19 protein-coding genes are annotated in these 16,307 nt (G+C 52.6%); 5 read left to right on the forward strand and 14 right to left on the reverse strand.

The window, feature by feature from the left end; all coding sequences use genetic code 11:
* Positions 1–112: 112 nt before the first annotated feature.
* Positions 113–337, forward strand: a complete 225-nt coding sequence (locus ABLV12_RS26920) for a DUF2594 family protein (protein WP_004103455.1) — start codon at positions 113–115, stop codon at positions 335–337.
* 67 nt (positions 338–404) lie between these two features.
* On the opposite strand, the gene sdiA is transcribed toward ABLV12_RS26920, so the two are convergent.
* From sdiA to tcyJ, 5 genes are all read right to left on the reverse strand, one after another.
* On the reverse strand, positions 405–1,127 hold the full coding sequence (gene sdiA / locus ABLV12_RS26925; RefSeq protein WP_004113835.1) for a transcriptional regulator SdiA: 723 nt from the start codon (positions 1,125–1,127) through the stop codon (positions 405–407).
* A 292-nt stretch (positions 1,128–1,419) separates the two neighbouring features.
* The gene (gene tcyN, locus ABLV12_RS26930; RefSeq protein ID WP_348867485.1) at positions 1,420–2,172 is read right to left on the reverse strand and encodes an L-cystine ABC transporter ATP-binding protein TcyN; all 753 of its coding nucleotides are present in this window, start codon (positions 2,170–2,172) and stop codon (positions 1,420–1,422) included.
* Positions 2,169–2,837 carry a cystine ABC transporter permease gene (gene tcyL, locus ABLV12_RS26935; protein WP_049591813.1) on the reverse strand — a complete coding sequence of 223 codons (669 nt, stop codon included), beginning with the start codon at positions 2,835–2,837 and terminating at the stop codon, positions 2,169–2,171. Before tcyL ends, tcyN begins: the two co-directional genes overlap by 4 nt.
* 15 nt (positions 2,838–2,852) lie before the next feature.
* The gene (gene dcyD, locus ABLV12_RS26940) at positions 2,853–3,839 is read right to left on the reverse strand and encodes a D-cysteine desulfhydrase (RefSeq protein WP_004113837.1); all 987 of its coding nucleotides are present in this window, start codon (positions 3,837–3,839) and stop codon (positions 2,853–2,855) included.
* A 95-nt stretch (positions 3,840–3,934) separates the two neighbouring features.
* Positions 3,935–4,735, reverse strand: a complete 801-nt coding sequence (gene tcyJ, locus ABLV12_RS26945) for a cystine ABC transporter substrate-binding protein (protein ID WP_017145622.1) — start codon at positions 4,733–4,735, stop codon at positions 3,935–3,937.
* Positions 4,736–4,937: 202 nt separating this feature from the next.
* Between tcyJ and amyA the strand changes: the two genes are divergently transcribed.
* Positions 4,938–6,425, forward strand: coding sequence for an alpha-amylase (gene amyA, locus ABLV12_RS26950; RefSeq protein ID WP_348867486.1), 1,488 nt, complete (start codon positions 4,938–4,940; stop codon positions 6,423–6,425).
* Positions 6,426–6,463: 38 nt separating this feature from the next.
* Here the strand turns inward: amyA and yedD are convergent, their stop codons facing one another.
* Positions 6,464–6,880 carry a lipoprotein YedD gene (yedD, locus tag ABLV12_RS26955; RefSeq protein WP_026055909.1) on the reverse strand — a complete coding sequence of 139 codons (417 nt, stop codon included), beginning with the start codon at positions 6,878–6,880 and terminating at the stop codon, positions 6,464–6,466.
* 456 nt (positions 6,881–7,336) lie between these two features.
* On the opposite strand from yedD, the gene rcsA reads away from it, so the two are divergent.
* A complete protein-coding gene (gene rcsA, locus ABLV12_RS26960) occupies positions 7,337–7,960 on the forward strand; it encodes a transcriptional regulator RcsA (protein WP_004103465.1) in 624 nt (207 codons plus the stop codon).
* A 41-nt stretch (positions 7,961–8,001) separates the two neighbouring features.
* Here the strand turns inward: rcsA and dsrB are convergent, their stop codons facing one another.
* Complete coding sequence (dsrB, locus tag ABLV12_RS26965; protein ID WP_004103466.1) at positions 8,002–8,190, reverse strand: protein DsrB; 189 nt, start codon at positions 8,188–8,190, stop codon at positions 8,002–8,004.
* Positions 8,191–8,322: 132 nt separating this feature from the next.
* Between dsrB and yodD the strand changes: the two genes are divergently transcribed.
* Positions 8,323–8,538, forward strand: coding sequence for a YodD family peroxide/acid resistance protein (yodD, locus tag ABLV12_RS26970; protein WP_004103467.1), 216 nt, complete (start codon positions 8,323–8,325; stop codon positions 8,536–8,538).
* A 329-nt stretch (positions 8,539–8,867) separates the two neighbouring features.
* On the opposite strand, the gene dgcQ is transcribed toward yodD, so the two are convergent.
* The 3 genes from dgcQ to ABLV12_RS26985 all read right to left on the reverse strand — a co-directional run bounded on the left by dgcQ (position 8,868) and on the right by ABLV12_RS26985 (position 11,809).
* A complete protein-coding gene (gene dgcQ / locus ABLV12_RS26975) occupies positions 8,868–10,535 on the reverse strand; it encodes a cellulose biosynthesis regulator diguanylate cyclase DgcQ (RefSeq protein WP_070556987.1) in 1,668 nt (555 codons plus the stop codon).
* A gap of 107 nt (positions 10,536–10,642) precedes the next feature.
* Positions 10,643–10,822: a DUF2158 domain-containing protein gene (locus ABLV12_RS26980; RefSeq protein WP_004113841.1), complete on the reverse strand. Its 180-nt coding sequence runs from the start codon at positions 10,820–10,822 to the stop codon at positions 10,643–10,645.
* A 75-nt stretch (positions 10,823–10,897) separates the two neighbouring features.
* Positions 10,898–11,809, reverse strand: a complete 912-nt coding sequence (locus ABLV12_RS26985; RefSeq protein ID WP_023321241.1) for a DUF808 domain-containing protein — start codon at positions 11,807–11,809, stop codon at positions 10,898–10,900.
* A 183-nt stretch (positions 11,810–11,992) separates the two neighbouring features.
* Here ABLV12_RS26985 and yedA point away from each other — a divergent pair, with 183 nt between their 5' ends.
* Positions 11,993–12,904, forward strand: coding sequence for a drug/metabolite exporter YedA (gene yedA / locus ABLV12_RS26990; protein ID WP_023321242.1), 912 nt, complete (start codon positions 11,993–11,995; stop codon positions 12,902–12,904).
* Here yedA and ABLV12_RS26995 read toward each other — a convergent pair.
* Genes ABLV12_RS26995 through drpB form a run of 4 tightly spaced genes read right to left on the reverse strand, consistent with a single transcriptional unit; the run spans position 12,879 to position 15,863 of the window.
* Positions 12,879–13,373 (reverse strand): very short patch repair endonuclease, encoded by a 495-nt coding sequence (locus tag ABLV12_RS26995; protein ID WP_023321243.1) that lies wholly within the window; start codon positions 13,371–13,373, stop codon positions 12,879–12,881. The genes yedA and ABLV12_RS26995 overlap by 26 nt on opposite strands.
* Complete coding sequence (locus tag ABLV12_RS27000) at positions 13,354–14,787, reverse strand: DNA cytosine methyltransferase (RefSeq protein ID WP_348867487.1); 1,434 nt, start codon at positions 14,785–14,787, stop codon at positions 13,354–13,356. Before ABLV12_RS27000 ends, ABLV12_RS26995 begins: the two co-directional genes overlap by 20 nt.
* Positions 14,788–14,843: 56 nt before the next feature.
* The gene (locus tag ABLV12_RS27005) at positions 14,844–15,539 is read right to left on the reverse strand and encodes a phosphohydrolase (protein ID WP_004103507.1); all 696 of its coding nucleotides are present in this window, start codon (positions 15,537–15,539) and stop codon (positions 14,844–14,846) included.
* 42 nt (positions 15,540–15,581) lie between these two features.
* Positions 15,582–15,863, reverse strand: coding sequence for a cell division protein DrpB (gene drpB / locus ABLV12_RS27010; RefSeq protein WP_017145614.1), 282 nt, complete (start codon positions 15,861–15,863; stop codon positions 15,582–15,584).
* Between the last annotated feature and the right edge of the window lie 444 nt (positions 15,864–16,307).

Here is a 16,307-nt window from a genome sequence, read left to right on the forward strand (position 1 = left end):
CAAATGAGAGAACGAAAATCAAGCACTCCTTTTTTTTCCTTTGCTTGTGGTATACTGCGCCGCCTTCACTTTTAGACATGCGCATTTGCGCAGAAAGCAAACGAGGATATCGATGAGCACACCAGATTTTTCCACTGCGGAAAATAATCAAGAACTGGCACAGGAAGTTTCGTGCCTGAAAGCGATGATGACGCTGATGCTGCAGGCCATGGGTCAGGCTGATGCAGGCCGAGTGATTATTAAAATGGAAAAGCAAATTGCGCAGATGGAAGATGTGGCTCAGGCTGCCGTATTCTCCAGCACCGTTAAGCAAATTAAGCAGGCATATCGTCAGTAATGATTCACCGGCTGAAGGTATGACTAACAGCCGGTCTTACGTCTGGCACGCAGAACAACCTATAAGATCAAATTAATCCCGTCGCTACCGCGTAGCAGGCAATTTGCGTTTTGTTTGGCGCATTGAATTTTCGCTGCATATTCTTCTGATGAAAATTGACGGTATTTTCTGAGATAGACAGAATCATTGCGACCTCAGCCGAGGTTTTGCCTTCCGCTGTCCATTTCAAAATCTCCAGTTCACGTCGACTAAATTTCATTTCCGGCGGCATAACCATTTCGTCCTCCAGCCGCAAGAGCGTCAGCAGACTCAGTTCGGTCAGGGTTCTTAAGCGCATCTCCAGTTCATCTTCCTCAAAGGGCCCCTGGCTGTGGCTGGTTCCTGAGACGGATAAGAATCCGTGTGCATGGTTAGGCAGCGTCAGGCACTGCGTTACCCCCTTGCGTAAGCCATGATCGCGCGCACCGTCCCATAATTCAGGGGTGTCGTGGAATAGCTTATCGTTCCAGGGTAGATGCCCGCGAAGGAAATTCTCCTTGCGCAGTACCGGGTCAATCGCGAAATAATTCTCGGCTTGATAATGCGACATCCAGGCCGGAGGATAGGTCGATTGCAGGGTTACCCTGGGGCGAGTGAAAGGCACGGGATGCCGTACGCAGAGCGCGAAGTAGTCATATTCCAGCGCTTGTGCCTGCTGCTGGAGTAGATGAAAAACTCCTTCGCCTGCAGAAGCTGACTGAAATTGTTGCAGCATTTCCCGCCGCCAGCTGAAAAAATCATTGTCCCTCATAACTGACCAAATAACTCCTGAGTGATAATCATTATTATAAATACATAAAACTAACACATAAATCCTGCTTATATGTATAAAATATGGTAGCCATCGCATTTATTAGATGGCGGCCGGCAACAGCGCCTGATGCGTGAAAAGTATGCCCGCAGTTGTGGCACAAAACCTTGACAGATATATCGGCGTTGATTATGTCCTGAGGCTGGACTTTTAACTTTTACCGAAACTCGGTTAAGCGTCGTTTAGCAGGCCGCTCCCCTCAGCCTTAGCGGAAGCGGCCTGGGCACTGAGATTATTGCATCAGAAATTTTTCGAGGAACTGGCGGGTACGCGCCTGCTGAGGATTGGCAAAAAGAGATTTCGCGTCTCCCTGTTCAACGATACGCCCTTGATCCATAAAAATAGCGCGGTCCGCTACGTCGCGGGCAAAGCTCATCTCATGGGTAACGATAACCATCGTACGCTTCTCCTGCGCCAGCTGACGTATGGTGTTCAGCACCTCCCCCACCAGCTCGGGATCCAATGCCGAGGTTGGTTCATCAAACAGGATGACATCGGGGCGCATCGCCAGCGCGCGAGCAATTGCCACGCGCTGCTGCTGCCCGCCGGACAAACGACGCGGGTAGCTGTTTTCTTTAACGGTAAGCCCCACCTTGGCCAGCAGCTCACGCGCCCGGGCGATGGATTCATTTTTATCCTCCCCTTTGACGATCACCGGCCCTTCAATGATGTTCTCCATCACCGTACGGTGGGGAAAAAGATTAAAGTTCTGAAACACGAAGCCCACATGCTGACGCAGACGGCGGATGTCCGCTTTTTGCTGACCGAGGCTGCGCGCGGTATCGATGGTCACGTCGCCGACGCGAATGGTACCGTTTTCCGGCTGTTCCAGCAGATTAATACTGCGCAGCAGCGTGGTTTTCCCTGAACCACTGGGTCCGATAATCGCCACCACTTCGCCCTGTTGAACCTCAAGGTCGATACCGTGAAGCACCGTTTGGCCATGGAATTTTTTCACCAGGTTTTTTACTTCAATCGCACTCATTTTGGATCACGCTCCTGGCGGTTCAGCTGATTTTCAAAATAGTTTTGCAGCGTGGAAAGCACCGTTGCCATTACCCAGTAAATCAGCGAAGCAGCCAGGTACATGGTGAAAACTTCCAGCGTGCGCGAGGTGATTAGCTGAGCCTGGCGGAACAGCTCCGGCACCTGGATAGTCGCGGCCAAAGAGGTATCTTTGACCAGGCTGATAAAGCTGTTGGAAAGCGGCGGCAGCGCCACCCGTGCGGCCTGGGGAAGAATCGCGCGGCGCATCGCCTGCCAGCGCGTCATACCAATACTCGCCGCCGCCTCCCACTGTCCTTTATCAATGGAGGCAATCGCCGCGCGCAGCGTTTCTGCCGCGTAGGCCGCGGTGTTTAAAGACAGGCCAATCATAGCTGCGGGAATAGGATCCAACTCAATACCGAACTGCGGCAAGCCGTAATAGATCATAAACAGCTGCGCAATCAGCGGCGTTCCGCGAAAGATGGAGATATACATCCGCGCCAGCCATTTAATCGGCCAGATGGGTGACATGCGCATCAGCGCCAGAATAAACCCCAGCACCAGGCCAAAAAACATGCCGCCGATGCTGAGCTGTAGCGTAAATACCGCGCCCTTCAGTAGAAAAGGCGCGGAATCGATAACCAGTTGGATACTCTCTTGCATTCTATGTGTTCTGCATCAGATATGAGGATGATAGGCGAACAGCGCAGGCGCGCCGCCGGTATGAACAAACAGGATTGGGCCTTCATCCTTAAAGCGCTTCTGGCTGACACCATCAATCAGTCCGGCCATTGCCTTTCCGGTATAGACCGGATCCAGCAGGATACCTTCCAGCTGCGCCAGCAGCTTGACCGCCGCCATTCCTTCGTCGTTCGGTATCCCGTAACCCGGCGCAAAGTAATCATCCCATAGCTGGATACCGGCCTTTGCTTCCAGCTCCAGGCTATTTGCCACCGCCTGCTGCAGCGCGGCGACTTTTGGCAGCTGGTCGGCTACTTTGCGCGATACCGTTACGCCGATAAGCTCGACATTTGGCATCAGCTGTTCAAGTCCCACCGCAAGACCGGCATGCGTACCGGCGCTGCCGGATGCGACGACCACGGAGGAAAGCTCAACCGCCCCTTCGCACTGCTGAGCAATTTCCAGCGCGCTCTCCACATAGCCCAGCGCGCCCAGCGCGTTCGAACCGCCCACCGGAATCACGTAGGGACGATAGCCCTGAGCTTCAATGCGGGTCGCCAGCTCTTCCAGCTGAGCATCAGGATCGGTCAGCGCGTCGCACATTTCGACCTGGGTATTGAACAGATCAAGCAGCAATCGGTTACCGTTAGTCAGATAGTTCTCAGCCCGGGTACCCATTGGGTTTTCCAGCAGCGCCACGCAGTGCAGGCCAAGTTTTGCCGCCACCGCTGCCGTCTGACGGACATGGTTCGACTGGATGGCTCCGGCGGTAATCAGCGTATCCGCACCTTCCCGCAGCGCATCAGCCGCAAGAAACTCAAGCTTGCGCAGCTTATTACCACCCATTGCAAGCGGGGTGACGTCATCACGCTTGATGAAGATTTCACGACCGAGATAATCGGAAAGGCGCGGCAGATATTCAAGCGGCGTCGGCGCGCCGATCAGCTCCAGACGCGGGAAAAGGGTTAAATTTTGCAGTGACATAAAACCTCCTGACTGAATTATCCTTAATTATGCACGCTGTGAAGCGCGAAATAAAAAAAGGCGCTATCAGGAGCGCCTTTTTTCACCGCCGACCGTTACTTCGTGACGTCAGCGCCAAACCATTTTTCCGATAGCGCCTTCAGGCTGCCATCTTTTTGCATCTCTGCAATGGCGCCATCAACCGCTTTCAGCAGGTCTTCGTTACCTTTACGCAGCGCGACGCCGGATTCCTGGCGGGAGAAGGCTTCACCAGTGACGGCAAGGGTATTGCCGGTTTTCTTCACCAGATCCAGCGCCGCCAGGCGGTCAACCAGGATGGCGTCGATACGGCCCACGCGCAGATCCTGATATTTCGTCGGATCATCATCATAAGTACGAATGTCGACGCCCTGGACGTTCTGACGCAGCCACTCTTCATAGTTGGTGCCCAGACCCACGCCGACTTTCTTACCTTTCAGGTCAGCGGCGGTTTTAATCACGCCCTCGTTCCCTTTTTTCACCAGCGCCTGAATCCCTGAAACAGTATAGGGCGTCGAGAAATCATATTTTTTCTTACGTTGATCGGAAATGGTGACCTGGTTTATCACGACATCGATACGTTTAGAATCTAGCGAAGCCAGCATGCCGTCCCACTTGGTGGGCTTAAGGTCAGCCTTTACGCCCAGATGTTTCGCCAGTTCGTTGGCAAAATCCACCTCGAAACCGGTCAGCTTACCGTCATCTCCCTGATAGCTGAACGGCGGGTAAGTCCCTTCCAGACCCACGCGTAGAGTGCCACGCTCTTTGACCTGATTAAGCAGGTTTTCAGCCGCAAAGGTTTTTGCGCTGACGCCAGCCATTAAAACGACGGCCATTGCGCCCATCAGCGCCTGACGACCCAGAAGTGCTAATTTCATTAGATACCCCTAACAGAGTGATATTTTGCTGCAGTGTAAGGCGTTTAGCCTCAGTCACCAACATCGATATGCTACATCTTATTCCGAATTATTATATATGGTGCCTTTTAGGGCATAGCGAAAACGTATCGAAAACATCTCCGTTTTGCTGGATATCTCTCATACTGCAATGGTCAGCTTGATGACGTCTGGAGCAAGGAAGATGAAAAACCCCACGTTACTGCAGTGCTTTCACTGGTACTACCCAACCGGCGGCGAATTATGGCGTGAAGTCGAAGCCCTCGCGCCAAACCTTAACGAAATCGGCATCAACATGGTTTGGTTGCCTCCTGCCTACAAGGGCGCCTCCGGCGGCTACTCTGTCGGCTATGATTGCTACGACCTGTTTGACCTCGGCGAGTTTGACCAAAAAGGTTCAGTCGCCACCAAATATGGCGATAAAGACCAGCTCCTCGCCGCAATCTCCGCGCTGCGCCAGCACGATATCGCCGTGCTGCTTGACGTTGTGGTTAACCACAAAATGGGGGCCGATGAAAAAGAGCCGGTACGCATTCAGCGCGTTGATCAAAACGATCGTACGCAAATCTCTGATGAGATTATTGAGTGCGAGGCCTGGACGCGTTACACCTTCCCCGCCCGCGCCGGTAAATACTCTGAATTCATCTGGGACTATAAGTGCTTCAGCGGGATCGATCATATAGAGAATCCTGAAGAAGATGGCGTGTTTAAACTCGTCAATGACTACACCGGCGACGGATGGAACGATCAGGTCGATGATGAAATGGGCAACTTCGACTATCTGATGGGCGAAAATATCGATTTTCGCAATCGGGCGGTTACCGAGGAGATTAAATACTGGGCGCGCTGGGTAATGGAGCAGACCGGGTGCGATGGCTTCCGCCTTGATGCGGTTAAACATATCCCCGCCTGGTTTTATAAAGAGTGGATCGAACACGTCCAGGAGGTGGCGACAAAACCGCTGTTTATCGTCGCGGAATACTGGTCGCACGAAGTTGATAAGCTTCAGCAGTATATCGCCATGGTTGACGGCAAGACGATGCTGTTCGACGCCCCTCTGCAGATGAAATTTCATGAAGCTTCGCGGCAGGGTCGCGATTACGACATGAGCCAGATTTTCAGCGGCACGCTGGTTGAAGCCGACCCATTCCACGCCGTCACCCTGGTGACCAACCATGATACTCAGCCGCTGCAGGCGCTCGAGGCGCCGGTTGAGGCCTGGTTCAAGCCGCTGGCGTATGCGCTGATTCTGCTGCGTGAAAACGGCGTTCCCTCGGTCTTTTATGCCGATCTCTTCGGCGCCAGCTATGAAGATACCGGTGGCGATGGCGAGAGCTACGCTATTGAGATGCCGGTAATCGAACAACTACACGAACTGATCGACGCCCGCCAGCGTTTTGCCCACGGTGTACAAACGCTCTGGTTCGATCATCCGAACTGTATTGCCTTCAGCCGGAGCGGCACCGAGGATGATCCGGGCTGCGTGGTCGTACTATCCAACGGCGACGATGGGGAAAAAACGCTCCCTCTGGGCGAAAATTACCGCAATAAACGCTGGCGAGATTTTCTCGGCAACCGCGATGAGGTTATTGAAACCGACGATGAAGGAAACGGGACTTTCACCTGTAGTGGCGGCAGCGTAAGCGTGTGGGTGATTGAGGAAGCACTATAAAACTTCGCGGGCTGAGAAGGATTCAGCCCGCATCAAGCTTACCGTCCGCTTTTATCAGCCGACGCTTTTTTCCACGCCAGTTCACACTCCGGAGTGAGGCGATCCACCCGTTTAAGCGTCATACGATCGTAGCGCAGCGTATTGCCTTCACGCTCAAGCGGATAGACATCTAACGCGGAGGTAACGTTATAGATCACATCATCACGCTTCATTAATTTCCCCGGCAGGACGATCACCCGTTGCCACTGTCGACAGTCAAGCGTATCACCCTCTTTGGTCACGATAAGGCTCGCTATCGCGTCAGGACTCATCATTTCACTCTGCGGGCCTGCCGTTTGCCAGTATCCCTCCAGCCCTGCAGGCGCCGGCGCTTTAACAACATCGCTGTAGCTATCAACCTGCACGCACCCGGTCAGGGCTAGCAGCGCGCCAGCCAGTACCATCTTTTTCATCATTCATCCCACAAACCGATAAAAAAAGCATTGTGGCATTAAAGCGGTAAGCCCGCCACTCTTCCGGAATCGAGTACAGGCTAAGCAGAGCGCCCGCCTGCACCGCGTTATATGGCAAAAAATAGCCATGGAATGTTAAGTTATTCTCATCCATTCCATTAATGCCATTAATTCGAAGACGTTATTTTAACCACTCAATATAAGGATAATCCTATTTTAAAAAAGCGTAAAAATGCCAAACTTATATATGACGGGTATTTAATGTTTTTATTTCTTCCACATAGCCTTTTGTCGTCTTTACTTTGAGAATATTCCTGGCAAATTAGGGGCATATTAAGGAATAGTTCAGGCTGCCTAATGGTTCCACGGCAGCGGTCGTTTTAATTGCTAACAAAATGGACTTCATCGCGCTTGTCGGCGAGGGATAAATTATCGTTACGTGTTGATTGAGGATGGGTCATGTCAACGATTATCATGGATTTATGCAGCTTCACCCGGCTGGGATTAACCGGGTACCTGACAAGCAGGGGGGTAAAGAAGCGTGAGATCGCAGAAGTACAGAGTGCGTCAAACCTGAAGGCAATGTGTGAGGCCAGCCGCCCTGCCGTAGTATTTATCAATGAAGATTGTTTTATTCATCATGAAGAGAGCAACCAGCTTGTCCGACAAATCATCAGCCAGTATCCCGCCACGCTATTCATTATCTTTATGTCGCTGGCCAATATTCATTTCGACCATTACCTGCTGGTGCGCAAAAACTTACTCGTGTGCTCGAAATCGCTGACCGAAAAAGACCTTGATGACATTCTCGCCAACCGTCTTAAATATGAGAACTATCGTGCTGCCCGGATTAATATTCCCACGCTGACCTTAAGCCAGACCGAATCAAATATGCTTCAGATGTGGATGGCCGGACACGGAACCTCGCACATATCAGCGCAGATGAACATTAAGGCCAAGACCGTGTCCTCGCACAAGGGCAATATTAAAAAGAAGATTCAAACCCACAATAAACAGGTGATTTATCACATCGTCCGCCTGACCGAAAACATCACATCCGGAATTCACGTCAACCTGCGTTGAAAAACGCTGGCGGCCGCTGCCGCCAGTTTACTCGCGGCGAATCACTCTTCCCGCTCAACGAATATACCGTCAGGATGGCCGTGCTCGTTAAAAAACCAGATCCCCAGCGGATAATCCTCCAGCGAAACCAGATACATGACCCCTTCGCTAAACGACTCTATTGCCAGCACAACGCCCGACCGACGTGGGCCACCATCGGTCTTCACCGTGACACGATCGTTTACCTGCATAACTCATCTCCTCTATTTTTGAGCCAGTGTAGAACAAAACTGCCGATCGCGCAGTGTCCGGCCGGGCAACTGCTGTTTTTGTAGACCGTCTATACTTAAGGAGCCCTGTCTGAGTTAAGCGAGGTAGCCGAAATGAAAATCGCCAAAGAGCACAAAGGCACGGGAAGCGTTGATGTTGACGCCCTGCTGGCGGCGATTAATGAAATCAGCGAAAGTGAAGTCCAGCGAACGCAAGACGATCCTCATCACGTCAGCATTGATGGCCGGGGTTACCATACCTGGCGCGAGCTGGCCGAGGCCTTTGAACTCGATATCCATGACTTTAGCGTTACCGAAGCTAATCGCTGATCGTTGCGCGAAAAAAATCCCGACTCGCAGGAGTCGGGATGAAACTTGCTAATGCAAGAAGCACTTGAAAATTCGTTACACCAGGATATCCGATGCGCTACAAACATTACCCTCAATTATTTTGCATGACAACAAACATTCATGGAGTAAATTATTGAAAAATGGGGTCAAGAAAGACGCCTGCGCTGGCAAAGCTCGCCAGGCAAGGACTCTCGCTATTTATTCTTCCACGAACGTTTGCGCATCGCTCAATGTTTTTAAGAATAATCTCACTAAAATAGCCAAAACGGATGATTTAAATTCATTTTATTCACACGATAAATGATACATCACCCGTCCGCACATACCTGATTGCGCCCGTTTTGCTTGGCAAGATACAAACGATGATCGGCGACCGACTGCAGGTTCTCAAAGCTGTAGTCGCTGGAATCCTCACTGCAGCTCACTCCAAACGACGCGGTGATACGTAAAGAGGCGCTGTTGCCGAGTAAAATTTCACGACTATTGACCCGTATACGGATCCGTTCTGCAATGGCCGTCGCCTCTTTTAGTCTGGTACCAGGCAGGACGATGCAGAATTCTTCTCCGCCAACCCTCCCTGCAAAATCGCCTTCGCGAATATGGCTGGCGATAGTACTGGCCACCAGCGTCAGCACGCGATCCCCCGCATGATGCCCGTACCGATCGTTAACGCTTTTAAAGTAATCAAGATCGAGTTGAATCACCGCCACTGGACGCTTCAGGCGTTCGCTCTGGCGAGCAGCTGCCGTGGCGCGTTCAAATAACGCCCCCCGATTTAACAGGCGGGTCAACGCATCATGCCATGCCTGCCATTCGAGGGAGGTCTGCAGCATACTCATATTGCGCACCATTCGCCGAATAACGAACCACGAGATCATCAACATCAGGGTGAACATTAACCACATCAACACCAGGGCAATAGTGATGCTGCCAAAGTCGCCGCGTACCCCCTCCTGAATAGTGTGAATACGGATTAGCACCCCATCAAAATTGCGGATCTTCTCCCAGCTGATATAACGGGTAACCAGGCGAATCCCCCCCTGATTCTCACCAGCAAAAGCGCGCTTCAGCATCTCCTGTTCATGTGTAGACAGCAGCGTCAGCACGTTGCCCGGCGCAGAAGAAGCTATCAAATTAAGTTGATTATCATAAAGCTGATACTCGCCTTCCTCACCCGTCTTTATCGCATTGACCAGAAACGCCTTCATCTCCTGTACCGAGAAGTCCATCGCCAGGACACCGAGCCAGAAACGCTGGAAATCAAGCGGAATAGACGCCGTTATCACCGGTATTTCACGCGGCGATTCATCGCCGGGAACCGTTTGCCATACGATACCGCGAGCAGGGTTATTACGCTGCGTTTGGCGGGTAAACCAGGCATCGCTCGTAGCCTGGGAATAGAGCGCGAGCGCCTGCGTCGAATTTTTCAGCGGCTCAGTGGTGATAAAAAAGCCGCTGCGCGACACGTACATCATACGCTTAGCGAAACCCCGGTTGTTATTGGCCAGGCGCAGCATATAACCGAGTTCAAGGGTAGCCATCAGCTCGTTCCCGGAAAAGGGAGTGTCGCGGGAAAGAAGTTCGTCGCCGTCGATAAAGGCATCGGCAACGCCGTAGACCGGCAGCGTTCGTCGATTGTGAATCTCAACTGACCAGATCGGATCGTGTCGCTTCGCTAAATAACTCTCTTCGGCCTTGCGCAGCACGGCAAAATCTAACGGCGTCTCCAGCGCGGAATGCATGCCGTTACGAAAAAAAATCATTCTGTCGATATTAAATTGCAGCAGGCTGTCAAATTCATGTGCCACGTTTTCAAGGTTGTTGCGCTGGTTAGCGACGTAGGCTTCTTCCAGAACCTTGATCTCACGCCATATCAACAGCGTAGAGAAGCAGAAGACGATAAAAAAACAGAGGTTAACCACATATCCGGGGCTTAAAATCTGGCGCAGCTTTTTCACCCACATCAGCTTATCCATCGTTTTCTCGCAGCACGGTTAAAGAAGCAAACTTCATCCACGCTCCCTGTTGGTAAAATAATTCACAATATGAAAACGCCCGACGGATGCCGGGCGCTGATGGAGGGTCAGGTGCGGTTCAGCTTCCCTCCTCCTCCACGGATAAGTTCATCCTCACGAAATGCCTCGCGCTTTACGCCGTAACCGTCATACCAACGACATTCCACCATGCCGCTGGCGAATCCGGTAACGACCATGCGGGGGCCGCCGTTTTTGCGTCTCACTTCATCACTGACCAACAAGACCATTTTTGCCTCCGGTATCAGGAAGAAACAGATTTACCTTAGACGAAGGTGAACCACTTTGCATGATAGATAGCACATTTACTTCGTAGAACCGCGAAGAGCGGCTATCGCTTTCACCACGGCCAGCACGATGGCGCCAATAATGAATCCCAGCACCAGATTTGCAGCCGTTGGCAGCAGCGAGGCAATGACGCCATTCTGCCCCTGAGCCAGATTTTCAATGGCATGGTGCAGCGGCGTGATACCGTGGACCACAATGCCGCCGCCGACCAGGAACATCGCCAGGGTGCCGACGATGGACAGCACCTTCATCAGACGAGGCGCAATCGCCAGTAAAGCTTTCCCTGTCCACTGCGCCAGCGCACTGCTTTTCTCCACCAGCCAGTAGCCCATATCATCAAGCTTGACGATAACCCCCACCAGACCGTACACCCCCACCGTCACCAGCAGCGCAATGCCGGACAAAATCAGAATCTGATTTAATAACGGCGCTTCAGCTACAATCCCGAGGGTAATCGCGACAATTTCCGCAGACAGAATAAAATCTGTGCGCACCGCGCCTTTTACCTTATCTCGTTCAAACGCCATCGGGTCCTGATTGGCCAGGGCTTCAAGCCGCTGCTGGCGAACCTGCGGATCCTCTTTATGTTTACGCGCCTGCAGAGTGTGCACCACCTTCTCGACGCCTTCAAAGCACAAGAAGGCGCCACCCAGCATCAGCAGTGGCGTAATCGCCCACGGGATAAAAGCGCTAATCAACAGCGCCAGCGGCACCAGAATCACTTTATTGATCAATGAGCCTTTAGCTACGCCCCATACCACCGGCAATTCACGGTTGGCCCGCACGCCGGTTACCTGCTGAGCATTAAGCGATAAATCATCACCCAATACGCCTGCCGTTTTTTTTGCCGCCAGTTTCCCCATGACCGAAATATCATCGAGTAAAGTGGCAATATCATCCAATAAGGTTAATAGACTACTTCCCGCCAAAATTGCATTCCTTCATTTATGATTGTTCCTCATGAAGTATGAAGCAAAAGCGCTTTTTCGCCCACTGGCGTCCTTAGTCAACATAAATTTAACCGCGGCAGGCTAACTAAAGCGCTCGCCAGCACGATAGTTTTCACGTTTACTATACGTCTCCTTTCTATCTCTGCACCGTCGTGAGGAAGTATGTCTACCCGTCAGCTGTTGCCGCTCATCGGGGCGTTGTTTGCGCTGTATATCATCTGGGGTTCCACCTATTTCGCTATCGCCGTTGGCGTCGCCAGTTGGCCTCCGCTGATGATGGCTGGCGTGCGCTTTCTTTCCGCTGGCGCGGTGCTGCTCGCCTGGTTGCTGGCCACGGGCCATAAGCTACCGTCGCGCAAACCGCTGCTCAACGCGGCGCTGATCGGCGTTTTGCTGCTGGCCGTAGGCAATGGTTTTGTGACGCTTGCCGAACACCAGCACGTCCCCTCAGGTATTGCGGCAGTCATGGTCGCGACGGTACCGTTGTTTACCCTATGTTTTAGCCGTTTTTTTGGTATAGCGACCCGCAAGCTTGAGTGGTTAGGGATCGCGATAGGTCTGGCAGGTATTGTTCTGCTTAACAGCGGCGGCAACCTGAATGGTAACCCCTGGGGAGCGCTGCTGATTCTGATCGGCTCGATGAGCTGGGCCTTTGGCTCCGTCTACGGTTCGCGAATCGAGCTACCGACCGGAATGATGGCGGGCGCCATTGAGATGCTGGCGGCAGGGATCGTGCTAATGATAGCGTCCTCACTGACTGGGGAAAAGTTAACCCAGATGCCATCATGGTCCGGCATTTTTGCCGTCGCCTATCTGGCTATCTTCGGATCGCTTATCGCCATCAACGCCTATATGTATTTAATTCGTAACGTGACGCCAGCCGTGGCGACCAGCTATGCCTACGTCAACCCGGTAGTCGCCGTCCTGCTGGGCACCGGTTTTGCCGGGGAAAGCTTATCTCCCGTAGAGTGGCTGGCGCTCGGCATCATAATTTTTGCGGTCATTCTGGTGACGCTCGGCAAATACCTGTTCCCGGTTCGTCGCGAGATTACGTCCTGTAAGGCGCAGAAGTAACGTCTAACAGACCTATGCCTTGAGTATCGATCTGCGCGCACCGATCGCCGCCGCAGATCCACTCTTCCAGTCGTTCGCCCAGCGCTTCGTCGTTAAGCTTCTTTCGCCCGCGCAGCGCGCATTCCCAGACCACCAGCACCCGCCATCCCTGCTCCACCAGTCGCCCGATATCCCGGCGATCGCGCACCACGTTTTTGGCTATCTTGTCGAGCCAGAATTCGGTTCTCGTCGCGGGCACCTTAAACAGATAGCAGTCGTGATGGTGCCAAAAGCAGCCGTGAGTAAAGATTACGCACTGATAGTCTGATACCACAAAATCCGGGCGGCCGGGGAGCGCAGCGTCCTGTACGGTAAAGGAAAAACCGGCACGCGCCAGCAGCCCCGCCAGCCGTTTCTCAATTGCCGTATCGCGGGTGCCGATCGCGCGCATGTTTTTACTACGGGTGGCTTTATCGTGGACGTCGGCCATGGTTAATCTCTTGCTCACGCATGGCTACCGCTTTTTCGATTCGCGGCGCCAGCAGCTTCGCTACCGCAGCAAATACCGGCACCACGACCGAGTTGCCGAACTGGCGATAGGCCTGAGTGTCCGAGACCGGGATACGAAAACGATACCCCTGCGGCGTCTCAAAACCCATCAGACGCGCGCACTCCCGCGGCGTCAGCCTGCGCGGACGACGCAACTGATTCTCCGGGTCATCAAAATGTTTTTCGCCTAACGGCCGATCCCAGCCGCGATCGATGAGGATTTCCGCGCCATCTTTGTAATAGCGGGCAGAGAGCGTACGCGCCAGGCTGTGCGGATTCGTTGGATCAACCAGCCCGTAACCAAAACCGTTCCCTCGCTCCTGATGCTTACGCGCATAGCGATAGAGATACTTCCATAGCACCCTGGTGAGGATAAACTTGTCGTCAACCGTGGGTTCCAGCAGCTCGCCAAAAGTAGGTCTGCTGGCAGGATAGAGGTGGGCAATATCGCGCAGGGTAAACCCCTCATGGAGCTGGAGGTCGCGCCGGAAACCCACCAGCACAATCCGTTCCCGATGCTGAGGTAAAAAATGGCGTCCATCAATCACCTTAGGATCGTCCGCTCCGGTATGCGCCGCATCGGCAACCTCGTAACCCAGCTCATCCAGCGTCTGCATAATGATACGAAAGGTCCGCCCCTTGTCGTGGCTCTTCAGGTTTTTGACGTTCTCCAGCACAAAAATTGGCGGCTGGCGGGCGGTGATGATCCTTACCACGTCAAAGAACAGCGTTCCCTGGGTTTCACAGGCAAAACCATGAGCGCGTCCAAGGGCATTTTTCTTTGAGACGCCGGCCAGTGAAAAAGGCTGGCAGGGGAAGCCGGCCAGCAGTACGTCATGCTGCGGGATTGCCTGGCGTATATGCTGCGCGGCTTCTTCATCGCTCACCTCAGGGAGATGGCTCAGCGTGACGTCGCGGATATCTTCATTAAAGCGATGCTGCTCAGGATCGCAGTACCAGTTGGCTTTATAGGTGCGCACCGCATGTTTATTCCATTCGCTGGTAAACACGCATTGCCCGCCAATCGCCTCAAAACCGTGACGAATACCACCGATGCCGGCGAACAGGTCGACGAAGCGGAATCCATAGTGGGGATGATGCGCTGGAGGCTGCGGCAGGAGCGAACGAAGATGTGCCTGCTCCTGCGCGCTTATGCGCCCTGCCGCGCGCGATACCGTCGCAACGCGCTTGAGGATAGCCGGGCTCCAGTGCTGCTCACCGACGGCAACCAGTTGCGCCACCAGCGTTTTAACGTCATAAATTGCCATTAGCTGGCGCAATAACGTCTGCGCGTCTTCTTCGGTATGCTCAACCTTAAAAGACGGGGGATTTTCCTTGGATAAATTTTGCGCCATAACCTCAACCAGCCCGACTATTTTTGCAGAGGTTACCATAAATAGCGCGGGCAGTTTTATGCTAGTGGATCAAAGCGCTGCAAAACCTTGTCATCAAGAGACATCGGGTCTCCGCGAAGTTCGGCGCTGAGCTTGGCCATATACTGAACCAGAAAGCGCGCATTGTGCAGCGCCATCGCCCTACCCTTTTCTGTCTGCATCGTTTCCGGTAAACGCAGCAGCTTGCACTGGAAGTGATCCAGCGCGTATTTTTTATCATCCAGTTCACGCCGATCGGCAAAGGGATCGTCGGCATCAAACAAGATATTGTTCAGCGCACCGGATACCGCGAATACGCGCGCCAGGCCAATCGCCCCCAAAGCCTCCAGCCGATCGGCATCCTGGACAATTTTCGCTTCTTCACTGCGGGGAGCCATCCCCGCGCTAAAACTATGCGCTTCGATGGCGTGCAGAACCGCCGCGTAGCGCTCCGGCGGAAAATCGGGAAAATCTGACTGCAGGATAGTCAGCGTTTGTTCCGCAGCCATCGCCGAAGAGCGGCTACGCTCAGGATGGTTCTTCGCCAGGCTGACAATATCGTGAAAATAGCAGGCGGTGAGGATCACCAGCCGATCAGCATCACTCTCTTCGGCCAGCTGCTGCGCGGTGGCCCATACCCGGCGGAAGTGTGAAATATCGTGAGCGGCATCCCCTTGCGAGTGATGTTCACTTAGCCAGGCTTCAAATCGTTGCTGCCATTGATAAAGATCCATGCGCGCTCCTTTGAGATCAGGTCAGCAACGAGCATAGCAACTTTATTCGTGATGTTCATACATCTGCGGGTCAGGACGCGTATACCAGGCAATTGCGCCGAGAATAGCGCCGACAATGCCCAATACCAGAAATCCCAGCAGCGCGCCGATCCATTTCCCTGTCGTTGAACCGAGCTCACCGTCAATCGTCGCGCCGGGTACGCTTTGGATCTGCCCGACAACCCACCAGTAACGCGCCATCGCCCACAGGAAATAGCCGCAAAAAGCGTAAAACGCCCATAGTGCCAGCTTCCCGCCAGGGCTTCTTTTCGCTTTCTCTTCCATTAAATTGTTCTCCATATATTCAACAACCAACATCACGGACGCAGTGAAAAATAGTGATATTCATCACATTATATAATGAAAATTCTTGCAAGGTAGCAGTTCTTACTAGCCGGGACGCCCGAGTGCGCGAGTTTTGTTCAATACCAGAGAGGCCGCCATATATACTTAATCAATTCGTTGCCGTTTGAAATAATACAAAATAATGATAAAAAATACATTCTCGCGGTCATTTTTGCCGGCATCTGCATTGCATTTACCATATTTAATTTTATTAAACCACGCGCATGAAAACGCCTTCTCGTTGCACGAAATTGCTCCTTGCGAGTCATTTAAATAATACATTAAGTATATAAATACAAAAAAACCAATCATAATCTTCATGCAACTTATTTGTAACAAGAATAATTTAATTGAAACACATAACCCATTGTTATCTCTAAGCAT

The sequence above is a fragment of the Klebsiella sp. CN_Kp100 genome (assembly GCF_040065315.1).
In the GTDB taxonomy this organism is placed as follows: Bacteria; Pseudomonadota; Gammaproteobacteria; order Enterobacterales; family Enterobacteriaceae; genus Klebsiella; species Klebsiella oxytoca.